Source organism: Paraburkholderia unamae (assembly GCF_003096875.1).
Classification (GTDB): Bacteria; Pseudomonadota; Gammaproteobacteria; order Burkholderiales; family Burkholderiaceae; genus Paraburkholderia; species Paraburkholderia unamae.
Genome location: NZ_QEOB01000046.1, coordinates 20650 through 42102, shown reverse-complemented (window position 1 = coordinate 42102; position 21453 = coordinate 20650). Strand labels below are relative to the sequence as shown.

At 64.7% G+C, this 21453-nt stretch carries 19 protein-coding genes; 9 read left to right on the top strand and 10 right to left on the bottom strand.

Going from position 1 to position 21453, the window contains the following annotated elements; all coding sequences use genetic code 11:
• Window positions 1–8: 8 nt before the first annotated feature.
• Together C7402_RS44920 and C7402_RS44915 are read right to left on the bottom strand one after the other, a co-directional pair.
• Window positions 9–2018, bottom strand: a complete 2010-nt coding sequence (locus tag C7402_RS44920) for a 2Fe-2S iron-sulfur cluster-binding protein (RefSeq protein ID WP_244315107.1) — start codon at window positions 2016–2018, stop codon at window positions 9–11.
• A 33-nt stretch (window positions 2019–2051) separates the two neighbouring features.
• Window positions 2052–2708, bottom strand: a complete 657-nt coding sequence (locus tag C7402_RS44915; RefSeq protein ID WP_425273827.1) for a glutathione S-transferase family protein — start codon at window positions 2706–2708, stop codon at window positions 2052–2054.
• Between the two features lie 134 nt (window positions 2709–2842).
• Here C7402_RS44915 and C7402_RS44910 point away from each other — a divergent pair, with 134 nt between their 5' ends.
• Complete coding sequence (locus tag C7402_RS44910) at window positions 2843–3787, top strand: LysR family transcriptional regulator (protein WP_116615139.1); 945 nt, start codon at window positions 2843–2845, stop codon at window positions 3785–3787.
• Between the two features lie 87 nt (window positions 3788–3874).
• Here the strand turns inward: C7402_RS44910 and C7402_RS44905 are convergent, their stop codons facing one another.
• Window positions 3875–4669, bottom strand: coding sequence for an alpha/beta fold hydrolase (locus C7402_RS44905; RefSeq protein ID WP_116615138.1), 795 nt, complete (start codon window positions 4667–4669; stop codon window positions 3875–3877).
• A 112-nt stretch (window positions 4670–4781) separates the two neighbouring features.
• On the opposite strand from C7402_RS44905, the gene C7402_RS44900 reads away from it, so the two are divergent.
• Window positions 4782–5699 carry a LysR family transcriptional regulator gene (locus tag C7402_RS44900; protein ID WP_116615137.1) on the top strand — a complete coding sequence of 306 codons (918 nt, stop codon included), beginning with the start codon at window positions 4782–4784 and terminating at the stop codon, window positions 5697–5699.
• 16 nt (window positions 5700–5715) lie between these two features.
• Here the strand turns inward: C7402_RS44900 and C7402_RS44895 are convergent, their stop codons facing one another.
• On the bottom strand, window positions 5716–6492 hold the full coding sequence (locus C7402_RS44895) for an SDR family NAD(P)-dependent oxidoreductase (protein ID WP_116615136.1): 777 nt from the start codon (window positions 6490–6492) through the stop codon (window positions 5716–5718).
• 60 nt (window positions 6493–6552) lie between these two features.
• Here C7402_RS44895 and C7402_RS44890 point away from each other — a divergent pair, with 60 nt between their 5' ends.
• The gene (locus C7402_RS44890; RefSeq protein ID WP_244315106.1) at window positions 6553–7551 is read left to right on the top strand and encodes an AraC family transcriptional regulator; all 999 of its coding nucleotides are present in this window, start codon (window positions 6553–6555) and stop codon (window positions 7549–7551) included.
• A gap of 20 nt (window positions 7552–7571) precedes the next feature.
• On the opposite strand, the gene C7402_RS44885 is transcribed toward C7402_RS44890, so the two are convergent.
• The 4 genes from C7402_RS44885 to C7402_RS44870 form a co-directional block, all read right to left on the bottom strand.
• A complete protein-coding gene (locus tag C7402_RS44885) occupies window positions 7572–8684 on the bottom strand; it encodes a porin (protein WP_244315105.1) in 1113 nt (370 codons plus the stop codon).
• 135 nt (window positions 8685–8819) lie between these two features.
• The gene (locus C7402_RS44880) at window positions 8820–9944 is read right to left on the bottom strand and encodes a polyamine ABC transporter substrate-binding protein (RefSeq protein WP_116615133.1); all 1125 of its coding nucleotides are present in this window, start codon (window positions 9942–9944) and stop codon (window positions 8820–8822) included.
• A 25-nt stretch (window positions 9945–9969) separates the two neighbouring features.
• The gene (locus C7402_RS44875; RefSeq protein ID WP_116615132.1) at window positions 9970–11946 is read right to left on the bottom strand and encodes a S9 family peptidase; all 1977 of its coding nucleotides are present in this window, start codon (window positions 11944–11946) and stop codon (window positions 9970–9972) included.
• A gap of 95 nt (window positions 11947–12041) precedes the next feature.
• Window positions 12042–13283: a M20 aminoacylase family protein gene (locus C7402_RS44870; RefSeq protein ID WP_244315104.1), complete on the bottom strand. Its 1242-nt coding sequence runs from the start codon at window positions 13281–13283 to the stop codon at window positions 12042–12044.
• Window positions 13284–13424: 141 nt separating this feature from the next.
• Here C7402_RS44870 and C7402_RS44865 point away from each other — a divergent pair, with 141 nt between their 5' ends.
• The gene (locus C7402_RS44865; RefSeq protein ID WP_112174556.1) at window positions 13425–14363 is read left to right on the top strand and encodes a LysR substrate-binding domain-containing protein; all 939 of its coding nucleotides are present in this window, start codon (window positions 13425–13427) and stop codon (window positions 14361–14363) included.
• Between the two features lie 21 nt (window positions 14364–14384).
• On the opposite strand, the gene C7402_RS44860 is transcribed toward C7402_RS44865, so the two are convergent.
• Together C7402_RS44860 and C7402_RS44855 are read right to left on the bottom strand one after the other, a co-directional pair.
• Window positions 14385–15386, bottom strand: a complete 1002-nt coding sequence (locus tag C7402_RS44860) for an ATP-binding protein (RefSeq protein ID WP_116615149.1) — start codon at window positions 15384–15386, stop codon at window positions 14385–14387.
• 8 nt (window positions 15387–15394) lie between these two features.
• Window positions 15395–16126, bottom strand: a complete 732-nt coding sequence (locus C7402_RS44855; protein WP_116615131.1) for a response regulator — start codon at window positions 16124–16126, stop codon at window positions 15395–15397.
• A 305-nt stretch (window positions 16127–16431) separates the two neighbouring features.
• Between C7402_RS44855 and C7402_RS44850 the strand changes: the two genes are divergently transcribed.
• From C7402_RS44850 to C7402_RS44830, 5 genes are all read left to right on the top strand, one after another.
• Complete coding sequence (locus tag C7402_RS44850; RefSeq protein ID WP_116615130.1) at window positions 16432–17094, top strand: energy transducer TonB; 663 nt, start codon at window positions 16432–16434, stop codon at window positions 17092–17094.
• A gap of 78 nt (window positions 17095–17172) precedes the next feature.
• On the top strand, window positions 17173–18111 hold the full coding sequence (locus C7402_RS44845) for a MotA/TolQ/ExbB proton channel family protein (protein ID WP_116615129.1): 939 nt from the start codon (window positions 17173–17175) through the stop codon (window positions 18109–18111).
• A 2-nt stretch (window positions 18112–18113) separates the two neighbouring features.
• Entirely contained in the window at window positions 18114–18548 is a 435-nt protein-coding gene (locus C7402_RS44840) for an ExbD/TolR family protein (protein WP_116615128.1), read from the top strand.
• A gap of 18 nt (window positions 18549–18566) precedes the next feature.
• Window positions 18567–18995: an ExbD/TolR family protein gene (locus tag C7402_RS44835; RefSeq protein WP_425273825.1), complete on the top strand. Its 429-nt coding sequence runs from the start codon at window positions 18567–18569 to the stop codon at window positions 18993–18995.
• A gap of 89 nt (window positions 18996–19084) precedes the next feature.
• Window positions 19085–21445 carry a TonB-dependent receptor gene (locus tag C7402_RS44830; protein ID WP_244315103.1) on the top strand — a complete coding sequence of 787 codons (2361 nt, stop codon included), beginning with the start codon at window positions 19085–19087 and terminating at the stop codon, window positions 21443–21445.
• Window positions 21446–21453: the final 8 nt, after the last annotated feature.

Sequence of the window (21453 nt, the reverse complement as noted above, 5' to 3'; positions counted from 1 at the left end):
GTGACATCCTAAAGATCTAGCGTCACGCCGCCCGTCGCAGGATGCCCGACGCAAATCAGCGCTTGGTTCGCCTCGACTTCGAACTCCGGCTGCTCGTCATATTCCACGCTACCGGCTAGCACGCGCGCGGCGCACGTACCGCACGTTCCCGATCGGCAGTTGAACGGCGCGTCGATACCGCAGCGTTCGGCGGTGTCCAGCAACGAGCCCTGCTGCGGCTGCCAGGACACCGTTTTGCCCGTGCGTGCGAATGTGACCGGTACGCCGTTCGTCGGCTCTCTTGCAACGTTTTCGTCAACGGCCGTTCGAGCCGGACCTCGCTTCAAGCTCGACGGCCCGAACGCTTCGAAGCGAATACGTTCGTCCGCGATATTCAGTGCGCGCAGGCCGTCGTACAGGTCGCGCATGAAAGCTTCGGGGCCGCACAGATAGAAGTCGTAGTCGTCGAACGGCAAGAAGCGACGCAACGCATCGATATTCACGCGGCCCGCAAGCCTGTCGCCATCGGGCGCATCGTGCTGCGCGGCGCTATCGTACAGGTGCACCGACACGTTCGCGTGCGCGCGTTCGATATCGCGCAGCGCTGCGGCGAACGGTCTTTCGTGCTCACCGCGCGTAGCATGAAACAGATGGATGCGGCGTTCCGGTTCGAGCGCCAGCGCCGCGTCGAGCATCGCCAGCATTGGCGTGATGCCGATGCCCGCCGAAGCCAGCACGATCGCGCGCGGGCTGCGTGTATCGAGCTTGAAGGAGCCGCGCGGCGCCAGCGTGTCGATGAGCGAGCCAGTGCTTGCATGCTCGTGCAGCCAGCGCGACACGGCGCCGTCGCGTTTGACGCTGATCTTGTAGCGCGTCGGGTGTGCCGCGTCATGCGCCGCGGAGAGCGTATAGGTGCGCATGAGCGGCTTGTCCGATCCAGGCATCGTCACGCGCAGCGGAAGATACTGACCCGCTTCGAATGGCGCGAGCGGCCGACCGTCCACCGGTTCGAAGTAAAACGAACGAATCGACGGAGATTCGTCGTGCACCCCGGCCACGCGCAGCGTACGCCATGCCGTTGAGGATTCCTTGAATTGCGGCGCATAGTCGACCGCCGACCAGCGCAACAGCAATGCGGCTCGCACGCGGCGCACTTCGGTCAGCCTGAACCGCACTAGCCGCTGCGCCATTGGAAACTGCGCGATCTCCGGGCCGTCCCAGATCACCTCGGCGCGCATGGCCAGATACAGTAGATCGCCGCGAGCAAAGTCGACGAACAGCAGTCCCGCGCGCTCGTCGCGCAACAGGTTGCCGATCGTGTTGAAAAAATGGTTGCCGCTGAAGTCGGGCACGGTGAGCGTGCGCTCGTCGTCGATCCGCACGAAGCCGGGCATGCCGCCGCGATGCGACACGTCGGCTCCGCCTGCGGCACCGGCTGTGTCGTCGAGATTGGCGGTCGCGATAAAGAATACATCGGCGCGGGCGATCAGCGCGCGATCGTCATCGGCCAGTGTATCGGCGCGCTCGACCGTGGCGTGTGTCACTGCATCGTCTATGAACACCGGTTCGCGTCCGTTGATGTACTTCGCGCAGTTGCCGAAGCTCTGCTTCACCGCGAGCGTGACCACGTCGCCGTCGACCGTTTCGATCACGCCATTCACGCGGTTGCGCCGACGTGTGTGCGGCTCGATGCCAAGACCGCCAATGCGCGCACCGGGCGTCCAGCGTCCCGTGAGCGGATCGCCCGGCAGCGCGCCGCCATTGATGCGCAGCGTGCGGCTGTCGGGCGTCGACACGAATCCAGCCGTGTTCGCGCGCAGCGTCGCCCACGGCTGGCCGCTTGCGTCGACGCCGCCGAACACCATGAACGGCAGCATTGCAAAGAACGCCCGATGCTGGTCCGGCATGTAATCGCGAATGCCGCGCGAGCCGTTTTCGAGCGCGACGTCGGCCACGCCCGCGCGCAATTGGGCCTCGCGCTCGCCGTCGTGAAACGGGCCGACTACGCGGTGCGGATTCGGTTCGGAGAGTGCGGTCACGATGGCTCCTCGTGGGCGGCCTGCACGTGCCGCTCAGGCGGCGAGCAGACCCGCTTTCGTGGCAGGCATGGCCACGAAGCCCGGCAGCGCGGCGACGCGCTCCAGCCACGCGCGCAAATGCGGATACGGCTCCAGCGACACGCCGCCCTCGGGCGCATGCGCGATGTAGGTGTGCGCAGCGATATCGGCGATCGTCACGTGATCGCTGGCGGCGAACGGCTTGTGCGCGAGTTCGGCGTCGAGCAGCGGCAGCAGCGTCTTCGCGATGTCCTGCGCGCGCGCCAGATCCAGGTCGCGCTTGAAGACGTGAACGAGACGTGCGGCGCACGGGCCGAACGCGATCGGACCGGCCGCGAGCGACAGCCAGCGTTGCACGGTTGCCGCGCCGTACGGATCGTCCGGCAGCCACGACGGATTGCCGTAACGCTTCGCCAGATAAACGAGAATCGCATTCGAGTCGAACAGCACCGTGTCGCCATCGACGATGGTCGGGACCTCGCCGAACGGATTGAGCTCGAGATACGCAGGTTGACGATGCTCGCCCACGGCGAGATCCACCGGCACGATTTCGAACGGCAGGCCGAGCATGGACAGGAACAGCCGGACGCGGTGTCCGTGGCCGGAAAGCGGGGTGGTGTAGAGGCGAATCGGCGTGGTGGCTCGAACAGTGGGAGCAGAAGCGGGATTCAGAGCGGGCATCGCATTCTCCATAACGAAAGCGCCGCAGGAGGAAGCGGCAGCGAACGCCCAGATTAGGCAATGACGGCACGCGCGAGAAGACTGCTAAGCTTGCAATCATTTTCTATCCAAAGTGGACAATCGCGATGGCCGACGTGCGCGACGTGAATCTGAACCGGCTGACGGTGTTCGTCGCCGTGGTCGAGGCCGGCTCGCTCACGGCGGCGGCCGAGCGGCTCGGCATTGCCAAGACGATGGTGAGCGCGCATATGCAGCGGCTCGAACGCGAGGTTGGCGCGAGCCTGATCGCGCGCACCACGCGGCAGCTTTCCGTGACTGACGCTGGCCGCGCGTTCTACGACGCCAGTTGCCGCATCTTGCAGATGACGGAAGAGGCGCTTTCGGCCGCATCGGGCGAGGCCTCGCCCGCGCGCGGCGCGCTGCGCGTGAGCGCGCCGGTCGACTACGGCGCGCAGATCGTTGCGCCCGCACTGGTCGATCTGCGCGCCACGTATCCGGAGCTCGACATCGAACTGATCTGCGCCGATCACTACGTCGATCTGATTGGCGAGGGGATCGATCTGGCCGTGCGGCTCGGCAATCTGCGGGACTCGAACTATCGCACGGTGAAACTCGGCAGCTACGGGCGATGGCTGGTTGCGAGCCCCGCTTTCGTTGCGAGGCACGGCATGCCACGGTCGCTGAAGGCGCTCGCCGCCTTGCCGCATATCGCGATGACCGTGCTGCGGCATCCCTCCACGCTGGAGTTGACGCGCTCCGGCTTGCGGCACGGGGCGGGCGCGCTCACCGACGACAAAGCCGTGCGCCGCGTGCGCTGCACGAACGCGCTAAGTGTGAACACCGCGACCTCGGCCCGCGCAGCGGTGCTCGCGGGTGGCGGCTTTGCCTCGCTGACCGACTTCTCGATCCGTGCAGACGTCGCGTCCGGCGACCTCGTCCGGCTCTTGCCCGAATGGTCTTGCGTGCCTTCCAGCGTGCAGGCCGTCTTTCCACCTACGAGCTACCCGTCGGGCAAGGTGCGCGCGGTCATCGAGGCGCTGAAAGCGCGGATCGCGAAAAGCGCGGTGTGAACATACCTGCGTCTGCGCATTAGATTCGTCATCCTTAAGGTTGCATAAAAGCGCGAACCGATTTGCGCCTCGTGGACTGAACGTGCTTCACCTCGCGGTTTTGTCCTCGATCGCGGCGACAAATCGCGCAATGATCCGCGCCAGCTCGCCCGGCGCCTCCAGCGGTGACAAATGCCCTGTGCCGGGAAGGATGTGCATCTGCGCATGCGGGATTCGCGGCAGCAGTTCTGCCTGAAGCGTTGAAACGCGGTCCACCTGGTCATGCTCGCCGCAAACCACGATCGTCGGCACGTCGATCGAAGTCACCGCTGCGCCGATGTCTTCGAGCATGGCCACGTTCGGCCACGCGGCCTTCGCCTGCGGCGCGGCCTTGAGGCTGTCCTCGATCACCTGTTCGCGCAGGGTGGCGTCGAGCGGGCGGGCGCTCAGAACATGATCGATCACGAATTCCACCGATTCGCGCGATTGGTACGCGCCGGCCAAGGTCGCGCGCTGCTCGTCGGTGAGCACGGCGGGTGTGGGAGGCGCGGGTGCAACGAGCACGAGCCCTTCGAGTCCGCCGGGCCTGCGCGAAGCGATGCATTGCGCGACTTTGCCGCCCATCGAATGGCCGACAAGGACGTAGTGCTCAAGCCCCAACGCCTCGATCACGCCCTCGGCGTCCGCCGCGAGATCCGCGATGCCGTAGCCATCGGCTGGTGCAGCGGAATCGCCCCAGCCGCGATGATCGGTGGCGACGATTCGATATCGGTCGGGCAAGGCAGCGGCCACGCCATCCCAGGTGCGTGACGAGCCGCCGTAGTAATGCAGGAACACCAGCGCCAACGCGCCGCTGCCCTGGTCCTTGACGTGAATCCGCGTGCCATTCGTTTCGATTTCCATTTTTCGGGCTTTCTCCGTGAGGTGGTTTCCCGATAATAGAATTGAGTGCATCGTTTGATAATTGCCGGCCGGGTGTCGTCAGTCGATAATGAGACTATCGAATGGAGGGCGCATGGACCGACTGACTAGCCTCGGCGTATTCGTCGCCGCTGTGGAGGAGGGCAGCTTTGCCGCGGCGGCGCGGCGCTTCGGGCTCTCGCCGGCGATGGCCGGCAAGCACGTAAGCGCAATCGAGGTTGAACTGAACGCGCGGCTTTTACAGCGGACCACGCGGCGCCTGAGCCTGACCGATATCGGTCGCACCTACTACGAGCGCAGCAAGCGAATTCTCGAAGCGTTCGACGAAGCGAATCGCGAAGCGAGCGATGCGCAAGGCACGGTGCGCGGCGTGCTGCGCGTGGCCGCGCCGGTGACGTTCGGCGCGCTCCATCTGGGCGGGGCCGTCGCACGCTTTCTGGAGGCGCACCCGCACGTGAGCGTCGAAGCGCAGCTCGAAGACCGGTACGTCGACCTCATCGGCGCGCGCGTAGACGTTGCGATCCGGATCGGACGGCAGCAGGACGCCGGACTCGTCACGCGGCGCCTCGCGGCCTGCCGGATGGTCGTGTGCGCGTCGCCTGCGTATCTGGCGCGTCATGGCACGCCGCGCAAGCCCGACGAATTACGGCGCGCGCAGCGCCTTGCCTTCAGCGAGGCGGTGTCTTCCGACGACTGGACCTTGTTCGACAGCGCAAACCGCGCGCACGTCATCGACGGACCTTGCCGCATGGCCGCCAACAATACGCAGATGCTGCTTGCCGCTGCGCTTGCCGGCGCCGGTGTCGCTTACGGTCCGACCTTCGTTTTCGCGCAACCCATCCGGCGCGGCGAACTGGTGGCGCTGCTGCCCGCCTACCGCGCGGCCGATCTGGAGATCCAGGCGGTTTATCCGAGTGCGCGGCGCATACCGCTCAAAGTGCGCCGCTTCGTCGATCACCTTGCCGCGTCGTTCGGTGACGAACCGCCCTGGGACGGCGACGATATCCGCTAGAACGAGGCTCTACGGATCAGATGTGAATGCCTCCGGCGACCTCGATGCGCTGGGCGTTGACCCACCCGAACTCGTCCGATAGCAGCGCGGCGATAACGGGACCCACGTCTTGCGGAAGGCCTGCGCGACCCAGCGCCGTGTGGTCCGCGACCGCCTGGTTGACCTGCGGATTGTCGCGCACGATGCCGCCGCTGAAATCGGTGGCGATCGCGCCGGGGGCGACGACATTCACGGCGATGCGGCGGGGCCCCAATTCGAGCGCCATATAGCGCGTGAGCGCTTCGACGGCGGCTTTCATGGGCCCATAGACAGCCCGGTTGGGAAAAGCGAATCGGGCCAGCCCGGACGACACGTTGACGATCCGCCCCCCGTCGTTGATCAGGGGAAGCAGTTTCTGCGTGAGCAAGAAGACGCCCTTGAAATGGACGGCGAACTGCTCGTCGAGTTCGGCTTCCGTCCCCGCGGCAAAGCTCGCGGTGGACGCAGTCCCCGCATTGTTGACCAGATAATCGAAACGCTCGGCGCCCATCGTGCCGAGCGTTTCGCGCACACGTGCGACAAAATCGTCGAAGCGAGCGGCCACACCGGTATCGAGTTGAAGCGCGACGCCGGGCGCGCCGGCCTCCGTGGTCAGTGCGACGACCGCCTGCGCCTGCTCCTCGTTCGATTGGTACGTGAAGATCGAGCGCACGCCGCGCGCCGCCAGGCGCAATACGGTGTCGCGACCGATCCCGCGGCTGCCGCCCGTGACAATCGCAATCTTGTGGGGAACGTCCTGAATGGTTTGTGCCATGCTTGACCTCTAACGAAAAGAATGTGAAGCGATTTTATGGACATGAGGGCCGCGAGTTGAATGCCGAAAATCGCCTGTTTTTTGCCTGATTGTGCTCCGGCGGGCGTATGCTTGATTGACCCTGCCCGATTCAACCCATCTCATCTGAAACCTTCCCAACCTATGTCGGACCCGCTCGCTCAAGCGATTCTGCGTTACACGCAACGTCAGCCCACGCCCAGTCCTTACCAAACCGCGATCGACGGCGTCTACATTCTGCGGTCCGACAATCCCACGCCACCGACGTACAGACTGGCGAGCCCGGCCATTTGCGTCGTCGCCCAAGGTGCGAAATGGGCGACGTTCGGCGCAGACAGGCTCGAATATCGCGCGGGTCAAGCGCTCGTCGTCGGCGTGGAGGCGCCTTCGCTCGGGCGTGTTTTCGAAGCGCGACCCGACGCACCGTGTCTCGTGCTGATCGTCGAACTCGACCTGGCGATGCTGCGCAGTGTGGTCGAGCAGATGGCCCATTCGCCTAAGGCTGCTTCAGAAAGCGTTCGCGGCGTGCTCGTGACGGATTTTGGCGGCCCGCTCGCGGACTGCGCGTTGCGGCTCGTCCGTCTGCTCGACACGTCCGACGCTATCCCGACCGTGGCACCGCTGGTGATCCGCGAGATGGGCTACTGGTTGCTCGCCGGGCCTCATGGCGGGGACGTGGCGCGTTTCGCCCTCGCGGACAGTCCTTCCCAGCGCGTCATGAACGCGATCCGCGCGTTGCGTGAGCGCTATGCCGCGCCTGTTCACGTCGACGAACTCGCCGGCGTGGCGCAATTGAGTCGCTCGGCGTTTCATCGACAGTTCAAGGCGCTGACTTCGCTGACTCCCGTGCAGTACCAGAAGCAGCTTCGGCTGCTCGAAGCGCGCCGATTGATGATGTCGCAATCGATGGCGGTCGAAGCGGCAGCATTCGCAGTGGGATATGAAAGTGCATCGCAGTTCAGTCGCGAATACGCGCGCATGTTCGGTGCGCCGCCCAAACGCGATGCGAAGCAGATGAAGACGATGCTTGAGGCGGGGTGAGCTTGGGGTGCAAATCAGCCTCAGAACCGATGCCGCATCGCCACGCGCACGACCACCTGATTGGCGGTCGTCGACACCCCCGCCGCGCCGAGCACATAGGCATGGTCGAGCAGGCTGCCGGTCTGGTCGCCGCCGACATGCTGGAACACGCTCTGGAAATAGACGTCGGTGCGTTTCGAAAGAAAATAGTCGGCCATCACGCCTGCGGTAACGACCTTGGGCTTCTGGGTGCCCGTGGACGCCTCGTAGTCCATCAGCGTGTAGGTCAGGCTCGCGCCTAGCGAAAAGCCAGGCGTGAACTGATAACTGCCGTTGAGCTCGAAGTTCTGGTAATTCAGCGCATTCAACGTTTCGCCTGGCGGGCTGATTGGCAGGAGATTGCCAGATTGATCGAATAGCCAGCCCGAATAAACAGGGTGCTGAACGCGCGTATAGGTGTACACGAATCCGAGTGTCGCGTGGCCTAGCTGATAATTGATGCCCGCGCCCGCAATGCGCACGAGGTCCGCTCCGAAGCTGGCATCCGCCGGGGGCGTCGTACCGTTCACGCCTTCGCCGGGCTGGTTGGCCTGCAAATACCCGGCGGCAATCAGCAATGGACCGTGGTTGTACTGTGCGCCGAAGCTGTACTGCCTGTTATACAGGAAGCTCGTATCGTTGCTGAAGCTATAGGTCGCGCTGAACTGGAAGCCGCCGAAATCCGGGCTCATGTACTTCGCGGCGTTGTTGATGTGAAACGACGAGTTGGTATTGTCGGCGTCGAGCGGATGCGCAAAGAGCGTGCCGCCCCAATTGCCTGCCGCTGTCGTCAGCGAAAGAAAGTCGACGATGGAGTCGTACTGGCGGCCGAGCGTGAGCGCGCCGTACCGGTCATTCGCGAGGCCGACGAAATAGCGGCCCGGCACCCGTGCTCCGTTGTTCACGGAAAACGCCGTTTTAAGCGTGAAGGTGGCCTTCGTGCCACCGCCCAGGTCCTCGACGCCGCTCAGCGTGAAAATGCTGCTTTGCACGTCGCCGCTTTGCATTTGCCACGCCGGAGTGCCGAATGCGTTGTTCGTGTAGTTCAACCCTTCGTCGATGACCCCGGCGAGGGTGACGCGGCTTTGCGACCACGCGGGGGAAGACATTGCCATGGACAGCAGTGGAACGGCCATCGCAACGAAAGATCTCCCGATTCTCACTCCATTAATGTGAGGAATACTAACGTTATTGTTCGACTTTTTCATGATCGTTATCGTGGGTTCCCGCGCGTGCCCGGCGGGATCAAATTATTGTCCGGATTTCAGCTTCGCCCAGAGGCGGCCTTCCAGCTTCGTGATCTCCTGCGGAAGCGGTTGCACGAGCGTCGTGTTGTCGAGCGCAGTGTCAGTCGGGTAGATCGCGGTATCCTGTTCAAACCCCGGCTTCAGGAGCGCGCGCGCTGACTTGACCGGCGTCGGATAGGACGTCGTGTTGCTGATCGACGCGCTGACCTTGGGGTCGAGAATGTAGTTGATCCACTGCATCGCGGCCTGCGCGTGAGGCGCATCCTTGGGCACGGTCATCGTATCGACCCAAAGCAGGCCGCCTTCCTTCAAGGTCGCGTAGCGGATCTCATACGGCCGCTTCGCTTCCAGCGCTCGCCGGCTCGCCGTGCCGACATCGCCGGAATACCCGAGCGCAATGCAGACGTCACCGTTGGCGAGGTCGCTGAGATAACTCGAAGAATTGAATTGCGTGACATACGGGCGAATCTTCTTCAGCACCTCGAACGCGGCCTGGATGTCGCCCGGATTGGTGGTCGCGGGACTTTTCCTCAGGTACTGCAATGCCGCTGCGAACGCATCTCCCGGCTGGTCCAGCAGGGAGATGCCGCACGACTTCAATTTGGCGGCGTTGGCCGGGTCGAAGAGGTAAGCCCAGCTATCCACCACCGTGTTCTCGCCAAGCGCTTTCTTGACGGCCTGCACGTTGTAGCCAATGCCGTCGGTGCCATACGTGTAGGGCACTGCGTACTGGTTGCCGGTGTCGCCGCCTTCCGCGAGTTTCTTCATCAAGATCGGATCGACGTTCTTGAGGTTCGGAATTTGTGTCTTGTCCAGCGTCTGGAAGATACCCGCACGCATCTGGCGGATCATGAAGGCGGACGTTGGAACGACCACGTCGTAGCCCGTGTTGCCGGATAGCAGCTTCGTCTGGAGCGTGTTGTTATCGTCGTAGGTGTCGTAGCGGACGTGGATGCCGGATTGCTTCTGGAAATTCGCAATCGTGTCTTTCGCCAGATAGCTCGACCAGCTATAGACGTTTAATTCCTTTTCGGCGGCGTGTGCCGGGTGGGCGAGGCTATAGCTTGCCACCAGTGCGAACGCGAGGACGGTCTGCCGGATTCGTGCGTGTTGCTCTGAGTTCTTCATTCGTTTTCTCTGTGGGGGACACGGGTCAAGGGTTGTTGCCATGCGTCCGTGGCATCTGTCGGCCAGCGAGGGCGTGGTCAAGGCCGGGCACGAGTTCGATGCCCGTTTCGACACTCATGCTGCAAGTGTCGAGATCGCTTCCATAGGGTTCGGCCACGCCGCCCAGGCTAGCCGCCAGGAAATGCTCGGCGATGGCGTAGAAAGAAAGGCGCGTCGAGGTCTTTTCGAATTCGTGACCTTCGTCCGGGTACAGCAGATACGTAACCGGTCGTTTGCGGACGGCGAGCGCTGCTGCGATCGTCGCGGACTGGTCGACCCTCACGCGCGGATCGTTTGTCCCTTGTGCGATCAACAGCGGCTGCGTGATCGCACTGACTCGCGAAATGGGCGAGCGTTCGCGCAATTCGGCTTCCCCGGCCGCCGAGGCCGGGTCGCCCATGCGCAGCGCGAACTGGGGGCGCTGGAATGTCCACCACGCAGGCATGGCGCCAAGAAGTGAAACCAGGTTGCTCGGGCCTGCGATATCGACGGCGCAGGCGAACACGCCGGGGGTGAACGCAAGCCCGACGAGCGCCGAATAGCCGCCATACGAGAGACCGTAGATCGCGACCTTTTGCGGGTCGGCGATACCCTGGTCTATCGCCCATTGAACGGCGTCGAGGAGATCGTCGTGCATGGCCGCCGACCATGCGCCGTCGGCGGCTTCCATGAAGGCGTTGCCGAAGCCACACGAGCCGCGGAAATTGATGGACAGCGCCGCGTAGCCCTGCGCCGCAAGCCATTGTGCTTCCGCGTTGAAACCGAATTCGTCGCGCAGCCACGGGCCGCCATGCACGTTGAGCACGAGCGCCAGTCGCTCGCGCGGGCGGCCGTGGTCGAGGGGCGTATTGGCGGGCAGCGTCAGATAGCCGGTTATGCGCAGACCGTCGGCGGCGCGGAACTCGATGGCCGTGGTACTCGCGAGTTCGCGCGCTTCCAGTGTCGGTCGGCTCGAAAAGAGCCGGGTCAACTGGCGGCGCTCGCGGCTCCAGATCGCGTAGTCGTCGGGGCGATGTTGCGAGGCGATCTGCACCAGCCAGCGCTGGCCATCCGGCGTTTGCGAAACGATCTTGAACGACGTACCGGCTTGCGCGCCGAGCAACGCGAAATCGATTTCCACTTGCGGCGAACGCACTTCCCACACGCCGACCAGGGGATCTTCACGCGAGGCCAGAATCGCGCCGGACCCCTGCTCGTCCAGCACATCCACGATGTCGGCAGTGCGTGCTTGCGCCAGTTGGCGTATCGCCCCTGTCTCGATGTCCACCTCCACCACGTTGGCCAGATCGCTTTGGAACGCATACAGCATGACGAGCGTGCCGCGCGCGGTGACGCTAAGCACCTTCGAACTGCGCAGCGCCCGCAGCGGTACGGTTAGAAAGGCGCGCGCGGGCGAAGTCGAGAGGTCGAAGTAAGTCGAAGAGCCGTCTTCCGGATTGACGCGCACGGCCACTCTCAAGCGTCCGCTGCTGCTAGCGATGAAGTCTGTGTAGCGGGCGTCGTTTTTCAGCACCAGCGTGCGCACGCCTGTCAACAGATCGACGCGATAGACGTCGAAATAGCGGCCGTCGCGGGAGTTGAATGCAACCAGCGCTGTGTCCGGCAAGCCGGCCGAAGCCGAAAGAAGTTTCGTCTTGACGGCGGGGTCGGCCGTGAGGTCGCGTATCGCACCGGTCGCGACATCGACGGCATGCAATTGCGTGTGCTCTTCGCCCGCGACGTCTTTCATGACGAGTAGATGGCGGCAATCGGGTGTCCAGCGATATTCGGATACGCCGCGCCCGCTGAAGAACGTAATCGGCTTGGCGTCGTGTGGCGCGTCGAGCGCTGCGAGCCAGACGTTCGGCGCGCCGGCCCCGCTGCGTATGAACGACAGCGTCGCGCCGTCGGGGCTGATCTGAAGCGCGCGGTTTTCCTCGTGAGCGAAGAGTTCGCGGCGGCTGACGCGTGCTGAAGCGTGCATTGCTGCATGGCGCTCGGCATCGTGTGCCGGAAGCCCGGAGATAGGTTGAGGGGTACTCACAATCGCCCTTGTATTCGATGAATGGATTCGGTCAATCAGACAGCGGTGTGCGTTTGGCGGCCGAGATAGCGCTCGACGAGCCTTGACCAGAAGGCCGCGCCGATGGGCAGATTGCGGTCGTTGAAATCGTAGTGGGGGCTGTGCAGCATGCGGGCCGCTTCGCCTGTGCCGTTGCCGATGCGCAGCAACGCGCCGGGCCTGCGCTGCAACATGAATGCGAAATCTTCGCTGCCCATGACGAGGGCGGCCTGTTCGACGACGTTGTTTTCGCCGACGAGTTCGCGCGCCACCTCGGCGGCGAAATCGGTTTCTTCACTGCTGTTGACGACGGCCGGGTAGCCATCCGTCGTTTGCACGCGGGCAGTCGCACCGTACGACTCGGCCTGCAAGCGCGCGATCGCTTCGATACGTCTGAGCAACAGGGCGCGCACGCCGTCGTCGAAGGAGCGAACGCTGATGTCGAGCCGCGCGCTGCTGGCAATCACGTTGCTGGCCGTCCCGACGTGCATCGAACCCACGGTGATGACGGCGGACTGGGCCGGATCGACGTTGCGCGCGACGATGGTCTGTAACGCCATGACGATGCTCGACGCGACGACCACCGGGTCGACGCTCAGGTGCGGTCGGGCCGAGTGCCCGCCAATTCCTTCGATGTCGATCACGACCTTGTCGAAGGCCGACATGAACGGCCCGCGACGCAGCAGGAACACGCCAGGCTCGGCGCCCGGGTGATTGTGCATGGCGAATACCGCGTCGCAGGGAAACCGCTCGAACAGCCCCTCTTCGATCATCTGCATGGCGCCGCTTTGCACGCCGTGTTCTTCGGCGGGCTGAAAGAACAGGTGGACCGTGCCGGAAAATTTGCGCGTGGCGGCGAGATGCTGGGCCGCGCCGAGCAACATCGCCATGTGGCCGTCATGGCCGCAGGCGTGCATCTTTCCCGGCGCCTCGCTCGTGTATGGCAGTCCCGTCGCTTCGTCGATGGGAAGGGCGTCCATGTCGGTTCTCAGGCCGACGCTGCGCGTGCCGCCGCCCGCGCTCAGCGTTGCCACGACGCCCGTTTTTCCCACGCCGCGCGCGACCTGCCAGCCCCAGCTCTCGAGTTGCCGCGCGGCGTAAGCCGCCGTCGCATTTTCCTCATACGCCAGTTCGGGGTGGCGATGAAGATGGTGGCGCATCGAACACAGGGTGTCGTGATGTGGCGTCAAATCGGCAATGCGGGTGTAGCTGCCTGCGAGCGGTGCGGCTTGGGAGGGTGAGGCGAAAGCCTTCTGCATGTTCGTGCGCTCCGTGCCGTGATGAAGGTTGTGACGGTTTTGTCTTGTTCATGGCAGGCCGACTCTAGCAAGGCAAATTTGGCCGGGTAAGATGCTATTTTTTTTACCGTGATTCGAGATTCTTATCTCGGTGGAAACCCTATGAAACCGCAGCAATTGCAGATCTTCATCGCGGCCGCGCGCCACGGGAGCTTGCGCGCGGCCGCGCGGGAACTGGGCATCACGCAACCCGCCGTGACGCATGCCGTGCGCGAGCTGGAAGGCGAACTGGACGCACAGTTGCTGGTGCGGAGCATTCGCGGAATCGAATTGACGGCGTGCGGCCTCGCCTTGCTGCCGCGTGCCGAGCAACTGGTCGGCGATCTTCAGCGCGCCGTGGACGCCGTGAAGCAGACCAAGGGCGAACTGGTCGGCGCGATCAACATCGCAACCACGCCGTCGATCGCCATGACGGTGCTGCCGAGAGCACTTTCGCTCTTTCGCCGCTCGATGCCGCTCGTGAAGGTGAATCTGCTGGAATTGCCGGTTCCGGAGGCATTGCGAGGACTGCGAAATGGTTCACTCGACATAGCCGCGATACACCACGTGCAGGGTCTCGACGACGATCTGGTCGGCACGGCGCTCTTTTCGACGCCATTTTCCGTGGCGCTGCGCCGCGATCACCCGCTCGGCCACGCGCGCCATCTGCATCAGTTGATCGACGCCGAATGGATGGTCACGTCGGGGCCGAACGACGTGCCGCATTGTGTGATTCACGCGTTGTTCAACATGAACGGGCTGCCCGCGCCCGCCCGACTACTGCGCGTGCCGTCGTCGTTCTCGGTCACGCTGGGCCTGCTTTCGAAAACGGATGTGATCGGCTGCGTGACTCAGCCCTTGCTCGACGCGATTGCGCCGCTTGGGATTGAGGCTCTGCCGGTGCTCGATGCGCTGCCGACCATCAACGTCAGCGCGTTGATGCGCAAGGACGTGCTGCCCACGCGCGCCGCCAGTCACTTCCTCGAAGTGTTGCGGGATGCCGCGCGCGCCGAGACTCGCGTGGCGCACGCACCTGCCGCCGTGGCCGCCGAGAGCGTTTGAAGCCCCGCGCCCCCACGCCCCTCACGCGCGAGGAATGCGAAGCACCGCGACCAAACCGCCCTCAACGCGGTTTTCGAGCCGCAGCGAACCGCGATGACGAATGGCGACATCCTGTGCAATCGCGAGGCCGAGACCGGTGCCGCCGGTTGCCTTGCTGCGTGAGGCGTCGAGCCGGTAGAACGGCGCGAACACGCGTTCGATCTCTTCTTCGGGAATGCCCGGGCCGCGATCGGCCACGCGGATCTCCACGCCGCTGCCGGAATCGCGCACCGTGATTTGCGCTTGTTCCCCGTAGCGCACCGCGTTGCTCACGAGATTCGTGAGACAGCGCTTCATCGCGAGCGGCTGCGCGTACACCACGCCGCTCACCGCACCCTCCACCTCCACGCGCTCGCCGCGTTCGATCGCGTCTTCCGCCACCGCACGCACCAATGCGTTGATATCGAGCTTGCCATAGGTTTCCACGACTTCTTCGTTGCGCAGAAAAGAAAGCGTGGCGTCCACCAGTATCGTCATCTCTTCCACGTCGTCGAGCAACTGGTCGTGCAGCGCGCTGCGCTGCGCCGCCCCGAGCCGCAGCTTCATGCGCGTGAGCGGCGTGCGCATGTCGTGCGAGACGGCGGCGAGGAAGCGGCCGCGCTCGTTGAGTTGCTGACGAATGGCGGCCTGCATCTGGTTGCACAACCGCGCGGCGCTGCGTGCTTCGCTCGGGCCGACTTCCGCGAGCGGCGGCGCGTCGATGTTGCGGGCAATGTCGGCCGCGCCGCGCGCCAGCGTGCGAAACGGCCGCGACAGATAGCGGGCGGCGAGTCCGGCGGCGACGAGCGGCGGCGTGAGTTGCACGAGCGCGGCCAGCAGCACGAACGCGGGCAGGGACATGTTGTACGCCGAAGGGCGCAGCAGTGCGAGGTGAAACACGTGCGTCGTGATTTGCCACGACACGGTTTGCACGACCAGAATGCAACTGCCGAACACGATGAACAGCCGGGCGAACATCGAGTCGAAAAAGCGCAGGCGCAGCATGATGGGCTTCACGAAGGGGGGAGGGGAACGTCGATCATATAGCCTTTGTCGCCGAGCCCGCACAGCAGCGCAGCGCCTGCGCGGCCGTTGCCGAGCTTGCGCGCGAGATTGGCAAGGGCGAGATCGGTGAGATCCCGGTGGTCGCGGTGGTCTGGCCGGTCGGTTGCATCGCGCGGCGCAGCGTCGGTGAGCACGGCGCGTAGCGCCGCGAGCGTGAGCGGCTCGCGCGGTGTGGCGAGCAAGGCTTCGAGCAGATCGAATTCCGCGTTGGAGAGCATCACGATCGTGTTGTCCTGCGCGATCAGATGACGGCCGCGACGGTTCAGGCGCCACCTGTCGAACGCAATGAACGCCTGCGCACCGCCATGCATGAGTGTGCGAAGGCGGTGGGCGAGCGTGTCGGCATCGAAAGGCTTGGAGAGGTAATCGTCTGCGATCCACGCTTCGCCCGGCACGTTTTCCGCGGGCTCGCCGCGTGGCGTGAGCAGCAGCAGCGGCGCCGCGCAGCGCGCCTTGACGTAGCGCCCCGGTATGGCCCCGTCACCGTCTGGCGCGTCGAGATCGATCACCACTGCGCCGATATCGCGCGCTTGCAGCGCGACGTCGAGTACTGCGCCCGTTGCGCTGCCGCGCGCGGCAATGCCGCGCTCCAGCAGGCACGGTATGAGCAAATCGCGCATACGTGCGTCGTCGGCGACGACCAGGACATACGACATTTCATTGGTCACTGCGCTTCCCATGTTGTGTGCTCAAACGAGCGTGACGGTGTGCATGGTGCGATTGTGGCGCCCGTTTGTTAGTGCAACGTGTGCACTGTGTAACAGCTTTTTTACAAACGCGCGGCCTTGCCCGCACGCGATCCGGGCCGCTGTGCACGCGGCGCCTGGGCGACTGTTTCAGCGTTGATACAAACACCTCATGATCGGGAAATATTTGCGCCCTAACTTCACGCCATCGCCGTAACGCCGTCGCATTCGATCCCGGGTGCGGCTGCGCATACCGCTGCACGGCTTGCCGCTGCCGCCCTTGAGATCAGAGTCAACCGATGAGCTACGTGAAGCAACGCAATCCCGCCAGGCATGCCGCCGGCGTTGGCATCGTGATCGCCCTGCATGTCGTGATCGTCTATGCGCTATTGACCGGTCTTGCCAACCGCGTCATCGAAGTGGTGCGGCAGCCGGTCGAGGCGGTGATCATCGACACGCCGAAGCCGCCCCCACCGCCGCCGGTCGAAACGGTCAAGCCGCCGCCCAAAGAACTCGCGAAGCCGAAGACACTCGCACCGCCGCCGCCGGTCAGGACACCTTATGTTCCGCCGCCCGAGGTGGCCGCGCCCACAGCGCCGAGTCAGAACGCCATCGCCGCGCAAAGCGTCGACCCGACGCCGACGCCGACGCCGCCCGCGGTGCCCGCACCGCGCGTGGCCTCGGCGCCCCGATCGGCGAGCGTCGGCGTGGTGTGTCCGAACTCCGATCAGGTGCGCGCCGCGATTCGCTACCCGCGCGAAGCGCTGCGCGACGGCATCACCGGCAATGTGGTGATCGAGTTCACGGTATCGACGGACGGTGCCGTCAAGGATCTCTCGGTCGCGCAATCGGCGGACCCCGTGCTCGACCGGGCCGCCGAGAACGCCGTGAAGCAGTTCAAGTGTGTGGCGCAAGGCGAGGACGTGCGCGTGCAGGTGCCGTTCGCGTTCAATCTGAACTAGACCCGCGCGCGGCTCGCGCGTGTGTGCCGCGCGTGACGCCCGCAAGAGGCATTTTTGTATCCGTATCTGGAGAGTGCGATGTTGAAAAGAACCCGAATGACCGTCATCCTCGCCGGCGCGCTCGCGTTCGGCGTTCCCGCCGCGGCATGGCTTGCGCCGCAAGCCGCGTTCGCGCAGGCAACCACGCAGGCAACTGCGCAAGCACAGCCGCAAGCGCAGGCACAGCCCGCGTCCACGGCGTCCGCGGACGCCGCTTCGTCCGCCGACGCGCTCGCGCCGCCGCCGAAGGTCGACACCACCGAGTCGGTGACGAACCCCTACGGGCTCGACGCGTTGTGGAAGGGCGGCGATTTCGTCGCGCGCGGCACCTTGCTGATTCTCGTGGCGATGTCGATGGGCAGCTGGTACATCATGATCACCAAGCTGCTGGAGCAAACGCGCCTGTTCCGCCGCGCCCGCGCCGCGCAGCGCAAAACCTGGGACGCACCCACGCTGCGCGAAGGCGCGGCGGCGCTCGATGCGGGCAGCCCGTTTCGCTACATCGCGGATGCGGGTATCGACGCGAGCGATCATCACGAGGGCGCGTTGCTCGAAAACGTCGATCTCAACACCTGGATCGGCGTCGAGATCGAGCGCGCGGTCACGACCGTTTCCAACCGCCTGCAAGACGGTCTTTCGTTTCTCGGCACGGTGGGTTCGACGGCACCGTTCGTCGGCCTGTTCGGCACGGTGTGGGGTATCTATCACGCGCTCACGGCGATCGGCGTGGCGGGACAGGCGTCGATCGACAAGGTGGCCGGCCCCGTGGGCGAAGCGCTCATCATGACCGCCATCGGCCTCGCCGTCGCCGTGCCCGCCGTGCTCGGCTACAACTGGCTCGTGCGCCGCAACAAGGCGGCGATGGAAGACGTGCGCGGCTTCGGCGCGGAGTTGCATACCGTGCTGCTCGGCGGTCGCGCACCGCGAGCGCGTGCGGTTGCGGCGCAAGGCGCGATGAAGGTCGCGCAGGGAGCCTGAGCATGGGCATGAACGTAGGAGCCGCGAGCGGCGGCGAGCACGAGGAGGTGATCGCCGCGATCAACACCACGCCGCTCGTCGACGTGATGCTGGTCCTGCTCATCATCTTCCTCATCACGATTCCGGTGGTCACGCATACGGTGCCGGTGCAGGTGCCGAAGGAGACCGTGCATCCACTCAAGACCACGCCCCACAACGTCGTACTTGCGGTGAACCGCGCCGGCAACGTGTTCTGGAACGAAACGCGCGTGCCCGACATCGACGCGCTGGTTGCGCGGCTCAAGAGCGTCGCCGTGCAATCGCCGCAGCCGGAAGTGCAGATACGCGGCGACCAGGCGGCGCACTACGAATACGTGGGCAAGGTTGTCGTGGCTTGCCAGCGTGCGGGCATCGCGAAGATCGCATTCATCACCGAGCCGCCCGCGCGCGGCGGCTGACAACGGAGGACGCAGGACATGGCAATGACGACTCGTTCGAGCGCGGGCGCCGAGCCCGAGGCGATGGTGGACATCAACACGACACCGTTGATCGACGTGATGCTGGTGCTCCTCATCATGCTCATCATCACGATCCCGATCCAGACGCACGCCGTCAAGCTCGACATGCCCAACGGCACACCGCCCGCGGTCGCGAAAGCGCCCGTTGTCGTACAGATCGACGTGGCGGCGGACGGCGCGGTGCGCTGGAACGGGGAGATCGTGGCGGACAGGATGGCGCTCGAACGGCGCATGCGCGAGGTGGCCACACAGGCCGACCAGCCCGAGCTGCATTTGCGCGCCGACCGGCTCGCCTCGTACCGCGACGTGGCGGCCGTGATGGCGGCCGCCGAGCGCGAGGGCGCGAAGCGCATCGGCCTCGTCGGCAACGAGCAGTACGCGCAGTAACTACGACGCGGTCCGGCGAACGGAGCGTAGGCGACAAACATAGGATTCCGAATTGACGGATTGACAGCAACCATGGAGAAGGGGAAAGCGTGAAGGCGAGAAGGAAGTCGGAAGCGGGGAACACTCATACGGCGGCATGGCCGCCGTTCAGGCGACGCACGTGTCTGTCCAGTCTGCTGATCGGGCCGATGATGCTGGGCGTGACGGCAATGTGCGCGCAAGCGCAGACCGCGACGGTCCCGGCGCAGGCGGACAAGAGCACGGAGAGCGGCGCGCAAAAAAGCCAGCAGGAAAGCCAGAAAAAAATCCCACAGCAACATGCGGCGAAGAACGCCGCCACGAATCAGGCCACCCTCAACACCGTGGAAGTGACGGCCAATCGCCGCCGCGAGCCCGCACGCGACGTGCCGATGCAACTGAACATCGTCAACACGGAGAACTTGCAGCGCGCCGGTGCGACGCGGCTCGACGACTACGTGTCGAGCGAACCAGGCGTCGTGTTCAGCAACGGCGGCGGCACGGGTTCCGGGTCGCTCGAGATTCGCGGCGTGACCACGGGCCAGCAGGTCACGCCGACCGTGGGCGTCTATATCGACGACGTCGCGTTCGGATCGAGCGCGGTCTTCGGGCTGGGATCGCAGTTCGCGCTGGATATGGGTCTGCTCGACCTCAACCATATTGAAGTGCTGCGCGGGCCGCAGGGCACGTTATATGGCGCGGGGGCGATGGGCGGCCTGCTCAAGTACGTCACGAACGAGCCGGATCCGGGCGGCTTCTACGGTAGCGCGGGCGTGGGCGGGTCGTTTACCGAGCACGGCGGCTTCAACAACACGGTCAACGCGGTCGTCAACGTGCCGCTCAAGACCGACGTGGCGGCGCTGCGCATTTCGGCGTTCAACAATCACGATGCCGGTGACGTGAACGCCATCGGTCCGGCGGGCGGCAGCAATGTGAACCGGGGCAACACGACCGGCGCGCGCGCCTCGCTCCTCGTCACGCCGACCGACAAGCTGACGTTGCGCTTCACCGCCACGACGCAGAACATCAATCGCGACGGCTCCGATTTCATCGATTACGGCCTGAACGGGCAGCCGCTCTACGGCGATCTCACGCGCAAGCTCTACACGCCCGAACCGTTTCATCAGGGCATCCAGCTCTATTCCGCGGGCGTCGAGTACGACTTCGGCTGGGCGCGGCTGAATTCGACCACTTCCTGGCAATCGATCCACACCGACTCGATGCTGGACTACAGCAGCGCGTATTTGCCGAGCTTCAACTCGCTTGGTCTGGGGCTCGACGCCGTCACCTCGCCCACGCAAGTCAGCTCGGAGAAGTTCACCCAGGAAGTGCGCCTCACATCGCCTTCGAACCGCACGCTGGAATGGATCGCCGGGCTCTACTACACGCAGGAGCACGACCATACCTTCACGGGCGTGAACGGCGTGCAGGCGGGCGGTGCGAGCCTGAACCTGCAATCGGCCGATATTCCGTCGAGCTACCGCGAGTACGCCGCGTTCGGCGACCTCACGTACCACGCCACCTCGCGGCTCGCGCTAACGGCGGGCGTGCGCGTGGCGCACAACTCGCAGGACTTCACGCAGTCGCTGAGCGGCCTGCTGTTCGGCGCGCCCGCTTCGAGCAGCGCGTCGAGCGACGACACCACCGCAACCTATATGTTTACCGCGCGCTACGCGCTCACGCCGCAGAGCAACGTGTACGTGCGCGCGGCGAGCGGCTACCGGCCAGGCGGCCCGAACACGGGGCTCCTCAATCCGCTCACGGGGCTGCCGGCTGCGGCCGCGCCCACCTTCAAGCCCGACACGCTGTGGAGCTACGAAGCGGGCTACAAGGCCGATCTGTTCGACAAGCGGCTTTCGCTTTCGGTGACCGGCTACGACATCCTCTGGCACGACATCCAGCAGATCAATTCGTCGGGCGGCTTCAACACGTTCATCAACGCGGGGAATGCGGAAATCAGGGGGCTCGAACTGAGTTCGACGTTGCGGCCGACCAATCGCTGGACGTTCGGCGCGAACCTCAATCTATCCACGTCGCGCCTGCTTACCGGCAGCGCTCTCGCGGGCACGGTGGCGGGCGAGTCGCTGCCGGTCGCGCCTCGCATATCGGCCTCGCTGCTCGCGAACTACCGCTTCATGCTCGCGGGCAATCCGGCCTATGCGGGCGTGCAGGAGCGCTTTATCGGCAATCGCGATTCGGCGTTCGTCACGAGCAACGGCACGCCGAACTATCACATGCCCGGCTACGCGATCACCGACTTGCAGGCCGGCGTGTCGGTCAAGCATGTGGACGTCGCGTTCTTCGTGCGCAATCTGTTCGACAAACGCGCCATCACGAGCGCGAACGCCGCGCTCACGCCGCTCGGCGGTCCGGTCTGGGTGACGGTCGCCCAGCCGCGCACGATCGGCGTGAACCTCAGCACATCGTTTTAAGGGAGGCA

Bases quoted from the DNA above. Each gene is read 5' to 3' on its own strand.
- C7402_RS44910 (WP_116615139.1), top strand. From the start codon at position 2,843: ATGGCCGACGTGCGCGACGTGAATCTGAACCGGCTGACGGTGTTCGTC.
- C7402_RS44860 (WP_116615149.1), bottom strand. From the start codon at position 15,386: ATGCTGCGCCTGCGCTTTTTCGACTCGATGTTCGCCCGGCTGTTCATC.
- C7402_RS44905 (WP_116615138.1), bottom strand. From the start codon at position 4,669: ATGGAAATCGAAACGAATGGCACGCGGATTCACGTCAAGGACCAGGGC.
- C7402_RS44845 (WP_116615129.1), top strand. From the start codon at position 17,173: ATGTTGAAAAGAACCCGAATGACCGTCATCCTCGCCGGCGCGCTCGCG.
- C7402_RS44880 (WP_116615133.1), bottom strand. From the start codon at position 9,944: ATGAAGAACTCAGAGCAACACGCACGAATCCGGCAGACCGTCCTCGCG.
- C7402_RS44850 (WP_116615130.1), top strand. From the start codon at position 16,432: ATGAGCTACGTGAAGCAACGCAATCCCGCCAGGCATGCCGCCGGCGTT.
- C7402_RS44885 (WP_244315105.1), bottom strand. From the start codon at position 8,684: ATGGCAATGTCTTCCCCCGCGTGGTCGCAAAGCCGCGTCACCCTCGCC.
- C7402_RS44890 (WP_244315106.1), top strand. From the start codon at position 6,553: ATGCCGAAAATCGCCTGTTTTTTGCCTGATTGTGCTCCGGCGGGCGTA.
- C7402_RS44895 (WP_116615136.1), bottom strand. From the start codon at position 6,492: ATGGCACAAACCATTCAGGACGTTCCCCACAAGATTGCGATTGTCACG.
- C7402_RS44855 (WP_116615131.1), bottom strand. From the start codon at position 16,126: ATGGGAAGCGCAGTGACCAATGAAATGTCGTATGTCCTGGTCGTCGCC.
- C7402_RS44875 (WP_116615132.1), bottom strand. From the start codon at position 11,946: ATGCACGCTTCAGCACGCGTCAGCCGCCGCGAACTCTTCGCTCACGAG.
- C7402_RS44870 (WP_244315104.1), bottom strand. From the start codon at position 13,283: ATGCAGAAGGCTTTCGCCTCACCCTCCCAAGCCGCACCGCTCGCAGGC.
- C7402_RS44840 (WP_116615128.1), top strand. From the start codon at position 18,114: ATGGGCATGAACGTAGGAGCCGCGAGCGGCGGCGAGCACGAGGAGGTG.
- C7402_RS44900 (WP_116615137.1), top strand. From the start codon at position 4,782: ATGGACCGACTGACTAGCCTCGGCGTATTCGTCGCCGCTGTGGAGGAG.
- C7402_RS44865 (WP_112174556.1), top strand. From the start codon at position 13,425: ATGAAACCGCAGCAATTGCAGATCTTCATCGCGGCCGCGCGCCACGGG.
- C7402_RS44835 (WP_425273825.1), top strand. From the start codon at position 18,567: ATGGCAATGACGACTCGTTCGAGCGCGGGCGCCGAGCCCGAGGCGATG.